This is a genomic window from Pseudomonas protegens (assembly GCF_003732485.1).
Taxonomy (GTDB): Bacteria; Pseudomonadota; Gammaproteobacteria; order Pseudomonadales; family Pseudomonadaceae; genus Aquipseudomonas; species Aquipseudomonas protegens_B.
On record NZ_MOAK01000043.1, the window covers coordinates 194,008 to 206,317 of the forward strand.

The 12,310-nt window shown below is 60.8% G+C and carries 16 protein-coding genes and 1 pseudogene; 7 read left to right on the plus strand and 10 right to left on the minus strand.

Going from position 1 to position 12,310, the window contains the following annotated elements; translation table 11 throughout:
- The coding region (locus BLX41_RS35015) for a M48 family metalloprotease (protein ID WP_259744658.1) at positions 1-447 on the minus strand (447 nt) is incomplete at its 3' end.
- A 1,363-nt stretch (positions 448-1,810) separates the two neighbouring features.
- Between BLX41_RS35015 and BLX41_RS37265 the strand changes: the two are divergent.
- Positions 1,811-2,008: pseudogene (locus BLX41_RS37265) on the plus strand (HAMP domain-containing protein); the annotation flags it as partial.
- 111 nt (positions 2,009-2,119) lie between these two features.
- Positions 2,120-2,863 carry a methyl-accepting chemotaxis protein gene (locus BLX41_RS37270; RefSeq protein ID WP_370059449.1) on the plus strand — a complete coding sequence of 248 codons (744 nt, stop codon included), beginning with the start codon at positions 2,120-2,122 and terminating at the stop codon, positions 2,861-2,863.
- Between the two features lie 86 nt (positions 2,864-2,949).
- Here BLX41_RS37270 and BLX41_RS10365 read toward each other — a convergent pair whose 3' ends face one another.
- Genes BLX41_RS10365 through BLX41_RS10375 form a run of 3 tightly spaced genes read right to left on the minus strand, consistent with a single transcriptional unit; the run spans position 2,950 to position 4,065 of the window.
- Positions 2,950-3,570, minus strand: a complete 621-nt coding sequence (locus BLX41_RS10365; RefSeq protein ID WP_123724796.1) for an SOS response-associated peptidase — start codon at positions 3,568-3,570, stop codon at positions 2,950-2,952.
- Positions 3,571-3,605: 35 nt separating this feature from the next.
- Positions 3,606-3,866, minus strand: a complete 261-nt coding sequence (locus BLX41_RS10370; RefSeq protein ID WP_123724797.1) for a putative signal transducing protein — start codon at positions 3,864-3,866, stop codon at positions 3,606-3,608.
- 16 nt (positions 3,867-3,882) lie between these two features.
- Entirely contained in the window at positions 3,883-4,065 is a 183-nt protein-coding gene (locus BLX41_RS10375) for a CPXCG motif-containing cysteine-rich protein (protein WP_016967048.1), read from the minus strand.
- 140 nt (positions 4,066-4,205) lie between these two features.
- Between BLX41_RS10375 and BLX41_RS10380 the strand changes: the two genes are divergently transcribed.
- A complete protein-coding gene (locus BLX41_RS10380; protein ID WP_123724798.1) occupies positions 4,206-5,372 on the plus strand; it encodes a 1-acyl-sn-glycerol-3-phosphate acyltransferase in 1,167 nt (388 codons plus the stop codon).
- A gap of 66 nt (positions 5,373-5,438) precedes the next feature.
- Here BLX41_RS10380 and BLX41_RS10385 read toward each other — a convergent pair whose 3' ends face one another.
- Entirely contained in the window at positions 5,439-5,726 is a 288-nt protein-coding gene (locus BLX41_RS10385) for a hypothetical protein (protein ID WP_185073482.1), read from the minus strand.
- Positions 5,727-5,916: 190 nt separating this feature from the next.
- On the opposite strand from BLX41_RS10385, the gene BLX41_RS10390 reads away from it, so the two are divergent.
- Positions 5,917-6,123 (plus strand): hypothetical protein, encoded by a 207-nt coding sequence (locus BLX41_RS10390; RefSeq protein ID WP_011063378.1) that lies wholly within the window; start codon positions 5,917-5,919, stop codon positions 6,121-6,123.
- 88 nt (positions 6,124-6,211) lie between these two features.
- Here the strand turns inward: BLX41_RS10390 and BLX41_RS10395 are convergent, their stop codons facing one another.
- Positions 6,212-6,796 (minus strand): YajG family lipoprotein, encoded by a 585-nt coding sequence (locus BLX41_RS10395; protein ID WP_123724800.1) that lies wholly within the window; start codon positions 6,794-6,796, stop codon positions 6,212-6,214.
- Between the two features lie 206 nt (positions 6,797-7,002).
- On the opposite strand from BLX41_RS10395, the gene BLX41_RS10400 reads away from it, so the two are divergent.
- Together BLX41_RS10400 and mqo are read left to right on the plus strand one after the other, a co-directional pair.
- Positions 7,003-7,236, plus strand: a complete 234-nt coding sequence (locus BLX41_RS10400; protein ID WP_123724801.1) for a hypothetical protein — start codon at positions 7,003-7,005, stop codon at positions 7,234-7,236.
- A 739-nt stretch (positions 7,237-7,975) separates the two neighbouring features.
- Positions 7,976-9,487: a malate dehydrogenase (quinone) gene (gene mqo / locus BLX41_RS10405; RefSeq protein ID WP_123724802.1), complete on the plus strand. Its 1,512-nt coding sequence runs from the start codon at positions 7,976-7,978 to the stop codon at positions 9,485-9,487.
- 67 nt (positions 9,488-9,554) lie between these two features.
- On the opposite strand, the gene BLX41_RS10410 is transcribed toward mqo, so the two are convergent.
- From BLX41_RS10410 to BLX41_RS10425, 4 genes are all read right to left on the minus strand, one after another.
- Complete coding sequence (locus tag BLX41_RS10410) at positions 9,555-9,842, minus strand: PA4642 family protein (RefSeq protein WP_123724803.1); 288 nt, start codon at positions 9,840-9,842, stop codon at positions 9,555-9,557.
- 63 nt (positions 9,843-9,905) lie between these two features.
- Complete coding sequence (locus BLX41_RS10415) at positions 9,906-10,391, minus strand: hypothetical protein (protein ID WP_123724804.1); 486 nt, start codon at positions 10,389-10,391, stop codon at positions 9,906-9,908.
- A 99-nt stretch (positions 10,392-10,490) separates the two neighbouring features.
- A complete protein-coding gene (locus tag BLX41_RS10420; protein ID WP_123724805.1) occupies positions 10,491-10,964 on the minus strand; it encodes a WbuC family cupin fold metalloprotein in 474 nt (157 codons plus the stop codon).
- Between the two features lie 3 nt (positions 10,965-10,967).
- Positions 10,968-11,525, minus strand: a complete 558-nt coding sequence (locus BLX41_RS10425; protein WP_042941423.1) for a hypoxanthine-guanine phosphoribosyltransferase — start codon at positions 11,523-11,525, stop codon at positions 10,968-10,970.
- Positions 11,526-11,689: 164 nt separating this feature from the next.
- Here BLX41_RS10425 and upp point away from each other — a divergent pair.
- A partial coding sequence (gene upp / locus BLX41_RS10430) for a uracil phosphoribosyltransferase (protein WP_123724806.1) occupies positions 11,690-12,310 on the plus strand: 621 nt, incomplete at its 3' end.

Genomic DNA, 12,310 nt, shown 5'->3' on the forward strand with positions numbered 1-12,310 from the left:
GGCGTGGGCAATCTCGTGGCCCATTACCGCAGCAATTTCATCGTCGGTCAGCTTCAGTTTTTCGATCAGGCCGGAGTAGAAAATGATCTTGCCGCCAGGACCGCAGTTGGCGTTGAGTTCGTCGCTCTTGATCAGGTTGACTTCCCACTTCCACTGCGCGCAATCGGGACGGAAAGTCGGGGCCTGAGCAATCAGACGATTCGCAATGACCTGCAGGCGCTTGGCGTTGGCACTGGTCTTGTCCAGCACGCCCTGGCTGCTGGCCTCCCCCAGGGTCTGCTGGTAGGACTGGGCATAGGATTGATTGACCTCGGCACTGGACACCATGCTGAACATGGATTGCTTGCGATCCACACCCACCACGCCACCGCTGGTGGTGTTGACCGTTTCACAGCCGGTCAGCAGAACAGCAGCGCTCATTGCACATACGAGTAACGACTTCTTCATCATGAAACCTCCCTGAAAACATGGCGCGTATCCTAAGGGCGGAACCGTGTCCGCGCCAGATGCAAAACACGCATTCAGTCGCAATTCAGATACATCCAAACCCTGACAAAAAAACTTCATATACCGCCCAAGGCCTCCAACCGCCTGCAACACGCCCCCACCAATCACGACCTTTACCCATCTGAAACAGGCATTTCGCCTCTCAAGGCTAATGACCGGTGAGGCTGCGGCCGATACAGCACGGCAGACCTAAATTCCTGCGCCCGGAGCCTCTATGAAGTTCAAGTCGATCCAGTTTTCCGTCGCCGCCCTGGCCGGCGCCATTGTCCTCAGCGTGGTTGCAGCCCTGGTGCTGTACGCCCTGTTCTCCGGTGCCAGGACCCAGCAAATGGTGCAAGAACGGACCCAGGCCCAATTCGAGCAAGTCATCGAACAGCGCCTGAGCGGCCTGGCGCAGACTCAGGTCAGCCAGATCCAGCGGGAACTGGAAGCGCCACTGCTGATTGCCGGCGGCCTGGTTCGGGTCAATGCCCTGATGGGCACCCAGGATTCCCAGGCTCATGCCGGACTCAGCCTGAACCGTGAACAGCTGATCGCCCTGATCAAGGAAAACGTCGTCCAGAACCCGAAGATCCTCGGCGCCTACATCGGCTGGGAGCCTGGGGCCATCGACCACAACGACGCGGCCTACATCGGCTCCTCGTTGGTGGGCATCGACACCGCCAACGGACGCTTCCTGCCCTGGTGGTTCCGCAACGAAGACGGCAGCCTGGGTCTGGACAAGCTGGCCGACGTCAACGACCGGACCCTGCTTTCCACTGGAGTGCGCACCAGCGAGTACTACCTATGCTCCCAGGACAGCCTCAAGTCCTGTGTCATCGACCCCGCCCCGTACAAGGTCGGCGACAAGGTGGTGATGCTCGCCTCCTTTGTTCAGCCCATCCTGCTCAACGGCAAATTCCAGGGCATCGTCGGCGCCGACCTGTCGGTGAACTTCATCCAGGACATGCTGGTCGCTGCCAATCAGAAGCTCTACAGCGGTGCTGGGGAAATGGCCCTGATCGGCGGCAACGGCCGTCTGGTGGCCTACACCAAGGATTCGAGCAAGTTCGGCGAGAAAGTCAGCGATGTGCTGCGCCAAGACACCGTGGCCAGGCTGTCCAACCTCAAGCGCGGCGAAGTGACCTACAACGTCGACCAGGCCAACGGCCAGATTGCCCTGTACCTACCGTTCGGTATCGGCCAGACCGATGCCAACTGGACGCTGATGCTGCAACTGCCCCTGGGGGCGGTGATGGCCGACCTGAACAAACTGCAAGGCGACCTGGCCGAACAGCGCAAGGCCGACACCTTCGGCATGGCCATGGTCGGCCTGGTGATTGCCGGCCTCGGCTTGCTGGTGATCTGGTTGGTGGGGCATGGCATCGCACGTCCACTGCGGCAGATGGTGGCCATGCTCGATGATATCGCCCAGGGCGAAGGTGATCTGACCCGACGCCTGACCAGCGACCGAGCCGACGAGCTGGGCTCCATCGCCAAAGGCTTCAACACCTTCCTGGCCAAGCTGCAGGCAATGATCAGCCAGGTGGTGACCTCGGTGCAGAGCGTCAGCGACTCCTCGGAACACACCGCCGATATCGCCATTCGCACCAACCAGGGCGTGCATAAACAGATGGTGGAAATCGATCAGGTGGCCACCGCGGTGCATGAAATGACCGCCACCGCCCAGGACGTGGCACGCAATGCGACCCAGGCCGCGCAAGCGGCCAGTCATGCCGATCAGGCCGCCAGCCAGGGCATGCAGATCGTCCGCGACACGTCCAGCGCGATTGGCGCCCTGGCCGAGGAAATCGGCCGCGCGGTCGGCGTGGTACAGACCCTCGCCAAGGACAGCGAGAACATCAACGCCATCCTCATCGCCATACGCGGGATCGCCGAGCAGACCAACCTGCTGGCCCTCAACGCGGCGATCGAAGCCGCCCGTGCCGGCGAACAGGGCCGCGGCTTTGCCGTGGTCGCCGACGAAGTGCGCAACCTGGCGCAGAAAACCCAGCAGGCCACGGAAGAAATCCAATCGATGATCCAGCAACTGCAGCAGGGCACCCGGGAAGTGGTGCGGGTCATGGAGGACAGCCAGCACAAGACCGACCAGAGCGTGGAGCATGCAGCCAAGGCCGCCCAAGCCCTGGAAACCATCACCCAGGCGGTGTCGGTGATCAACGACATGAACACCCAGATCGCCAGCGCCGCCGAGGAGCAGAGCGCGGTGGCCGAGGATATCAACCGCAACGTGATCAACATCGGCCAGGTGGCCAACGAGGTAGCCGGCGGTGCCGATGAGTCCAGCGCCGCCAGCGCCGGGTTGACCAAGCTCGCCGAACAGCAACGGCGCCTGATCAACCAGTTCAAGGTGTAATCACCGGCTGTAGGAGCCGGCTTGCCGGCGAAAGCGACCTTGGTTCGAGAGAAAGCCTGGGGACCTTTTCGCGGGCAAGCCCGCTCCTACGCGGGGGTCAGGCACTCGGGGCCGTTGAGCTTGGGGTCGTTGACCAGATTGGCCAAGACCCTCTCGCGCAAGGCGGCGGGCGGGCGGGCAAGCAAGGCTTGCAAAGCATGCAGCGGTGTCTCGGGATCGAGCCAGACTTCCTGGGCGGCGGCATCCAGGATCAACGGTCGACGCAGATTGGAAGCGGCCTGAGTCACCACGGCAGTGCTCAGCCAGACCTGTTCCTGTACCGGATAGGCCTCCCAGATCGCAGCAAAGAAGATCGACGACCCCTCACCCGGCGTCAGCCAATAGGGGCGCTTGCGACTTCCACCGCGCCATTCGTAGAAACCATTGGCCGGCAACAGACAGCGACGCTCACGGAATGCCTGACGAAACATCGGCTGCTCCGCCAGGGTTTCCGCCCGGGCATGAGCCGGAGTACGCGAAAGGTCCGTCAGCCAGGGCGGGGTCAGCCCCCAGCGCGCCCGGGCCAGAGTGCGCTGGCCGTTTTCGGCCCGCTGGATCAGCACCGAATCATTGGGCGATATATTCCACTGCGCGCGCTGATCCTCGGGAAATCCCGGCAAGGCGGCAAATGCAGGGTTCCAGCGAAACAGGGCATAACGTCCACACATGGGGCAATACAACTCTCGGCAAATCGGCGCTCAGCCTAACAGACCAGCACCCCGGCAAAACTATCCGGTTCTTCAAAGGGCAACGGCAGGGCCGCATTGTACGCAGCGATCAGCTCCCGCGCCTGCTGCGCCTGATCGTTCTCTACCGTCAGCCCCAGCAGCCCGAACAGCGGCAACTCCCCCGCCCCACCCAGCAGGTCGCGCCCTTGCAGGTGCGCCTCGATGCCCTCGCTCGCCAGCATGCACTGGAGCAACTCGCCTTCCATCAGATTTTCCGGCTCGTAGATGCGCTGCATAAGGACCACTCCCCACTCAGTCATTTTCACTGTGGACGTCGAGCATCCATTCCCGACCATCGGTTTGTAGCGTGAAGACAATGGGTCGGCAGCACACCGGACAGTCTTCGATATAGGTCTGGTCGCCAGCGGACAGGTCCAGTACAGCTTCCGCCTGTTCGCCACAGTAGGGGCATTGATAATGGTCGGTTTCCAGCATCGCCGTCTCCAGAGTGACTTATGCGTATAATCGCCGGTCTATTTGCAGGGCTTTTTTTGTTTGAGCTGAACTTTCAGACCATGCCCGGCTTTTTTTTGATCCAAACCTTTTCTTACCCTAGCCGTTTCTAACAAGAGAGCATGATGGGCGAATTCGATGCCATCCGACCTTACCACGACAGCGAAGTACCAGCGGTGCTGGCCCGGCTGCTCAGCGACAAGGCGTTTCTAGATATCCTCACCCACTTTCGCTTCCCGCGTTTTGCCCATACTTTCGGCTGGCTGCTCAAACCCCTGATCGCCCACCGCCTGCGCCGCGAATTCGCCGGGGTCACGTCGGTGGCGACCCTGCAGGACAAGGTCGAGTTCTACGTCGACCACACCATTGAACGTGCCACCGACGGCGTGACCTATACCGGCGTCGAGCAGTTCAAGTCCGGCACCGCCTATGTGTTTCTGGCCAACCATCGCGACATCGTCATGGACCCGGCCTTCGTCAACTACGCGGTGTATCACGCCGGCCTGCCGACTCCGCGCATCGCCATTGGCGACAACCTGCTGCAGAAGCCGTTCGTCAGTGACCTGATGCGCCTGAACAAGAGTTTCATCGTCCACCGTTCCATCAGCGGGCGCCGGGAAAAACTCGCGGCCTATCAACTGCTCTCGGCCTACATCAACCATTCGATCCGCAACGACGGCCAGTCGATCTGGATTGCCCAGGCCGAAGGCCGGGCCAAGGATGGCGACGACCGCACCGAGTCGGCGATCCTCAAGATGTTCCACATGAGCCGCAAGGATGAACCGTTCGGCGAAGTCATCCAATCGCTGAACCTGACCCCGGTGTCCATCAGCTACGAATACGACCCGTGCGACCAGGCCAAGGCCCGCGAGCTGTATATCCGCGCCACCACCGGCAGCTACACCAAGGCCCCCGGAGAGGATGACGTCAGCATCGCCAAAGGCATCACTGGCTATAAAGGCCGGGTCCACGTGAACTTCGCCGCGCCCATTAGCGAATCCTTCGAGGACACCAAGCAACTGGCCATGGAAATGGACCGGCAGATCCTCGGCGGCTACCGCCTGTTCCCGGTGCATTACCTGGCCTATGCCCAGTGGACCGATGCCGACCCGCAGCTGCAGGTCCCAACGGCGGCCGAGGTATTCCCGGCCCAGGAATTGGCCAAGGCCGAACAGGAATGGCTGCGCCGGCTGGATGCCTGCCCGCCGGAACACCGGCCGTACCTGGTACTGCAATACGCCAACCCGGTGCGCAACCAGTATCGGGTCAAGGCCGGCCTGGCGCTGTAATTGCGAGACTGGAAAGCACAACGGCGCCTGCGGGCGCCGTTGTCGTACCTGCAGCCTGAAGACTGATCAGAACCGTGTGCTGATCCAGGACACCAGCAACGCCAGGCCAAGGCAGGCAAAGCCGAAGCGGTAGAAAAACCGATTGATGCGCAAGGTCGCTGGATCCAGCATCAGTAGCGGCTGGTCTACCGCCCGACCTTCACTCTGCACGGCCAGATGGGCCAGGGCTCGCAGCTCACGGCGGCGAGTGGCATGCAACAGCCAGCTACCAGGGCAGGCGAACAGCAGGGCAAGAAGGTTGATCAGTTTGGCGGGATGGGCATTGAACATCGACCAGATCAGTTGCAGCGACATCATGAACCTCGAAGGAAAGCCGTATACGGGCCGTCGAGTGCACCCGCGGCGCGGATTCTACTCAATCCCCGGATAAACGCGGGGGGCTTTCCGACCAATAACGAGGCGTCGATCAATTAATTTAAAACGTCATCTTTTCGTCATCCAAACAAGCCAGTCTGTTGCCCCTCGATACCCCACGGAGCTTGTCATGCTGCACGCAGAAAACCAGGATCGCCTTTATCTGATCGCCCCTAGTGAAGAACAGCAGGCGCTGGTGGGCGCCCTGGCCTTCAACGTTCAGGACCGGCACTGGCTGGTGTATTGCGCCCTGGGAGGACATCAGCATGCGGACCTGCCGGAAACCGATCTGCTGACTGGCGTCAGCATGCTGGACTTCTACGTCGAGGCGGCCTGATCTGCGCCCATAAAAAAGCCCGGCTCGCCATCAGATAACCGGGCTTAGGCATTACTTGGCCAGGGCTCAGGCCCCGGCCAGGCACGGATTACTCACCGAGGATCTGGCCGACGGTCGGATCCTTGAACAGACGGGTCAGCGCATCACTTAGTACGTCGCCCACCAGCTTGGTGTTGGTGTCCTGGTTCGGCGCCATGCCGAAACGCTGGTCAAGGGACGCGCCATAACGACCGCTGTAGCGACGGTTGGCGTTCTGCACATCGGAACGGAAAGTGGCGCCAATGGTGGCCTCGGTCACGTACATGCCTTCTTTTGGCGACTGGTACTTGAGCTCGGCCAGGGTCACGGTCAACTGCGGAGCATTGCTACCACCGGCAGTGGGAGTGAAGCCCAACAGACGTACCGCGGCTTCGGCCTGAGCCTGCAGCTTCGGCAGGATCTGCGCGCTCTGCACGGTAATGGCGCTGGTTTCCGGGTACAGACCGCCACGGGTACCCAGGGTTGGCGATGGACGTCCATCAACCACCTTCACCACCACCGGCTGGCCATGGCCGACGGGGGCCAACTGGGTCGTGAGCTTCGGCTCCGGGCTCAGTTGTTGCGGGCTGTGGGCGCAACCCACCAGCGACAGGCTGGTCACAGTGATCAAACCGAACAACAGGCGTTGCAACATGCTCATCTCTCCAGGAATCAGGCACAAACAGGGCCGCAGTATAGCGGTGCATAACCGCGACGAACCAGCGTCAGGCAAGAGTTAGTCAAGTCTCAGACAGGTGCCGTACAACCAGGTTCCTGTAACCTGCCGTTCACTGGCAATACATCATGATGTAACGGCTCAAGGGCACTCTTATCGTCAATGACACACTCAGGTGTTCGGTTATGAACTTCCTTCGCTCCCTGTTCGCCCCGCGTCAGCAGTTTCGCAGTTTTGCCCTGCTCGATGGCCAAGGCCGTTGCCGCGCCTTCAAGCACTGTTCCGCTCCCCCCGTGGGTGACGGTTGGGTTGAAATCGAAGAGATTCGCCTGAACTGGTTGCACCAGGCATTGCCCGCCAGCGCCCGGATCAGCCCACGCTGTGCCCGCTCCGTGGTGCAACCGATACTGGCCACCTGACCAACAGCCTAATAAAAGTCACGAAACAGGATCATTTCTGCGCATTTCTTCGTTACAATCTCCCCCCGATTATAAGGACGTCTCCTGATCGGGCCTCGCAGTACCGCCAACGCCACTGCATTGGCACCCCGCACCGCCCACAGAGAGCCGCCCACACAGATCGAGTGAAGCTGGCGTGCTTGCTGTACCACCTTGCAAACCTCCACTTTTCGCGAATCTGCAGAGCTGCCATTGCTCGGCCACTGAAGCTGTTTGCCCGTTGTGCCCGCATGCCTTGCATGCCGGCAACACCGCTCGGGCCAGGTGCCAGGCCGAGGCAGCCCTTTTTTGAGGTTCACGTCTTCAAAAGAGCGTGAAAAAACGGGTTTTCACAACTTCACAAGAGTGTGGCGAGCAAATGAATAGTTTTGCGTCTGAACTGGCACCATTAGCCTCTACAACAGCCCAATTACACAGGACCGAGCCCTCCTCAGACACTTGCGCTTGATGCCTGTCCGCTGACGGATTTGGTTGCACGAACGGATGTATCGACCATAAGTCGAATTGCCCGAGGCTCCCCGAGATGCGTTCATATGCACCTTGAGGCCCGATTGGCAGCGTCCGCAGTAGTTGCAAAGAATTGCGAAGATTCGGACATGGCAATCCTGGCCATGGGTAACCTGGGGCACCACGTGAACCGCCCCGTCACTCCTGGCAGCCATGCCGTCAATTTGGTGCTGCAGATTTTGGAGACGCGTTAATGGCGCATAACGAAGCAGTAGACGTCGTATTGGTTGGGGCCGGCATCATGAGTGCCACCCTCGCTGTACTGCTCAAAGAGCTCGACCCCGCAATCAAGCTGGAAGTCGTCGAGCTGATGGATTCGGGGGCCGCGGAGAGTTCCAACCCATGGAACAACGCCGGCACCGGCCACGCAGGTCTCTGTGAGCTGAACTACACGCCACAGGCCGCCGATGGCAGCGTTGATATCAAGAAAGCCGTGCACATCAACACCCAGTTCGAGGTGTCGAAGCAGTTCTGGTCCTACCTGACCAAGCAAGGCACCTTCGGCTCGTCCAAGTCCTTCATCAGCCCGGTGCCGCACCTGAGCTTTGTGCAGGGCGACAAGGGTGTGTCCTTCCTCAAGAAGCGTTTTGAAGTGCTGAGCCAGCACCATGCCTTCGCGGACATGGAATACACCGAAGACAAGGCCAAGATGGCCGAGTGGATGCCGCTGATGATGCCGGGCCGCCCAGCGGACGAAACCATCGCCGCGACCCGAGTGATCAACGGCACCGACGTCAACTTCGGCGCCCTGACCAACCAGTTGCTCAAGCACCTGACCAGCGCCCCCGATGCCCAGGTCAAGTACTGCAAGCGCGTGACCGGCCTCAAGCGCAACAAGGACAATGGCTGGACCGTGAGCATCAAGGACGTCAACAGCGGCAACAGCCGTGAAGTCGACGCCAAGTTCGTGTTCCTCGGTGCCGGTGGCGCGGCGCTGCCGCTGCTGCAGGCTTCCGGCATTGAAGAAAGCAAAGGCTTCGGCGGCTTCCCGGTGAGCGGCCAGTGGCTGCGTTGCGACAACCCGGAAGTGGTCAAGCAGCATCAGGCCAAGGTCTACAGCCAGGCCGCCGTGGGTTCGCCACCGATGTCCGTACCGCACCTGGACACCCGCGTGGTCGATGGCAAGAAGTCCCTGCTGTTCGGACCTTATGCCGGCTTCACCACCAAGTTCCTCAAGCATGGCTCGTTCCTTGACCTGCCGATGTCGGTACGCGCCGGCAACATCGGCCCGATGCTGGCCGTGGCCCGGGACAACATGGACCTGACCAAGTATCTGGTCAGCGAAGTCATGCAGTCCATGGAGCAGCGCCTGGAATCCCTGCGCCGCTTCTACCCGGAGGCCAAGGCCGAAGACTGGCGCCTGGAAGTGGCCGGCCAACGGGTGCAGATCATCAAGAAGGACCCGAAGAAAGGCGGCATCCTGCAGTTCGGTACCGAGCTGGTGGCGGCCAAGGACGGCTCTCTGGCCGCCCTGCTCGGCGCTTCGCCGGGTGCTTCGGTGACCGTTTCGATCATGCTGGAACTGATCGAGCGCTGCTTCCCGGCCAAGGCCAATGGCGAATGGGCTGCCAAGCTCAAGGAAATCTTCCCGGCGCGGGAAAAGGTCCTGGAAACCGACGCGGCGCTCTACCACAAGATCAACAGCGAAAATAACCTGAGCCTGGAACTGGTCGAGCCAAGCAAGGAAACCGAAAGCTGCGCCTGATCTGACGCCCATAAAAAACGCCCCGGCCTGTAAAGGACGGGGCGTTTTTTTATGCCTTTTGAGCAGGTCAGCCGCGGGCGTTGTCCATCAGTTCGATGTAGTCTGCGGCGTTGCGCTGATCCTTGATCAGATCAACGAAGGTCTGGCCGTGCTCATCCTTGCCGTCCAGATCCAGGCCGGCTTCGACGAAGAAGGTCAGGAAGCGCTCGAAGTCGTCGATCCGCAGGCCACGATAGGCCTTGATCAGTTTGTGCAGGGACGGCGAAGTGGCGTCGACCGGCTCGAAATCGAGGAACAACTTGATCTGCTCATCGCCGATCTCGTCACCAATCACTTGTTTCTTATCTTTACGCATCGCCGACTCCAGCTCGCAGACATTTCACGGGGCGGGCAGTTTACCCTCAGCCCGCCCCAGGCCTCAACGCGGACGCACGCTGCCGGTGTGCAGGTCGGCCCAGATATGACCGTTGGCATAACTGAGGAACTGGCAATACACAGTGTCGTTACGCAGCAGGTCCATCACCGCACGATACTGGGCCAGGGGGTAATACAGGGTCAGGGTCCTGGACTTGGCGTCGTATTGGGGCTTTTTCAGGCTTTTGCTTTCACCGTCGAAACTCACCAGCACCTGGCTGATGGTGGCGCCCTTGTTCAGCGGCTTGCCCTTGAGTCGCACCCACACCGGCGATGTCACCGGAATCGGCTGCTGATTGGATTGGCGCTGACTGCCGATCACCACGGAATACTCGGTGACCTGCAGCAGTTGCTGCTGTTCCGGGACGGTATCGCGCAGGGTCAGGTCGTCAGGCGGCAGGAACTGCCCGTGCAGGGGTGCCGGGGCGGCTGCCAGGGGCAGGCTCAAGCTCAGAAGAAGGGCCGCGCTACTGCGAATCAACAGGCTCATGACAGGCTCCAATCAAGGGCTGAGCACTCTAGCACGGGTTTTTGCTGCAAATCTTCCACCGTTACCGGCGGTAGGCAGCCGTCACCAGCGCCGGCCTGCTCAGTCGAAGTGAGCGCGCATCCAGGCCTGGTATTCGGCCACGCCGGGCTCGCCTTCACGGGGCGCCCAACTGGCCAGCTCGCCCTCGCCCACCGGGCGATAAGGGCCGGCCTTGCATTCGAACATCAGGCTGTCGGGCTCCAGCACCACCAGACCATGGAAGACCCCAGCCGGCAGATCAACACCGACGCAGTCGCCGCCGGCCTGCAACACCCGCTTGCCCTGGACCTGGCCCGCTTCATCGAAAATCAGCACGCCCAACCGCCCCTTGAGCACCAGCAGGGTCTCGGCCTTGTCGGCGCTCAGATGGCGATGCGGTGGAACATAAGTAGAGGGTTGCAGCCCCACCGCCATGCGATGGCAGGGCTCTTCCATGGCATGGAAGTTGTGATGCTGGCGACCACGGGGATTGGCCGAGGCTTTCTCAGCCAGGTCGCTGAACAACGCTTGATCAAGAAAGCTCGGCCCGGGCATGTCTTACATTCCCTTCACGGCGTAGATGCCGGCGGCGTTGCGCCAGTAGCCTTTGTAATCCATGCCGTAGCCGAAGACGTAGCGGTCGACGCATGGCAGGCCCATGTAGTCGGCCTTCAGGTCCGGACGGGCCTTGCGATCGTGTTCCTTGTCGATCAGCACCGCGGTGTGCACCGCACGGGCACCGGCGTGTTTGCAGAAGTCGATGATGGCGCCCAGGGTGTGACCTTCATCAAGAATGTCGTCGATGATCAGCACGTCGCGATCAATAAAGGAGACTTCCGGCTTGGACTTCCAGAACAGCTCGCCGCCGCTGGTTTCGTTGCGATAGCGAGTGGCGTGCAGGTAGGAGGCTTCCAGGGGGAACTGCAGGTGGGTCAGCAGTTTGCCGGCGAAGATCAGGCCGCCGTTCATGACGCAGAACACCACCGGATTGCGCTCAGCCAGTTCTTCAGTGATTTGTGCACCGACACGGGCGATGGCCGCCTCGACTTCAGCTTCGGTGTACAGGCAGTCAGCCTCGCGCATGATTTGACGGATATGCTCGAGATCAGCGGACATGGCGCTCTCCAAGGGGTGGCAGTTTCGGAAAAGCGGGCAAAGGTACGCATCCGGCCCGGTCAGATCAAGCGTTTCTGGACTAACGTACTTTATGTCTATAGGACAACAACCCCGGATAGATTAATCTAGGCCGTTTTTTTTGCCCGCCGCCGGAGCCTTTCCCTATGCCCATCCGTGAGATCCGCCATCCGCTGATCCGACACAAACTTGGCCTTATGCGCCGCGCAGACATTAGCACGAAGAACTTTCGCGAGCTCGCTCAGGAAGTCGGTGCCCTGCTGACGTACGAAGCCACCAAAGACCTGCCCCTGGAAAGCTACGAGATTCCAGGCTGGTGCGGCCCTGTCCAGGTCGAGAAGATCGCCGGCAAGAAGATTACCGTGGTACCGATCCTGCGTGCCGGCATCGGCATGCTCGAAGGCGTGCTGAGCCTGATCCCGGGCGCCAAGGTCAGCGCCGTGGGCGTGGCCCGCAACGAGGAAACCCTGCAGGCCCACACCTACCTGGAAAAACTGGTTCCGGAGATCGACGAACGCCTGGCGATGATCATCGACCCGATGCTGGCCACCGGCAGCTCCATGGTCGCCACCATCGACCTGCTGAAAAAAGCCGGCTGCCGGGACATTCGCGCCATGGTTCTGGTTGCCGCCCCGGAAGGCATCGCCGCCGTGGAAAAGGCCCACCCGGACGTGACCATCTACACTGCTTCCATCGATCAGAAGCTCAACGAACATGGCTACATCATTCCAGGCCTGGGTGATGCCGGTGACAAGATCTTCGGCACC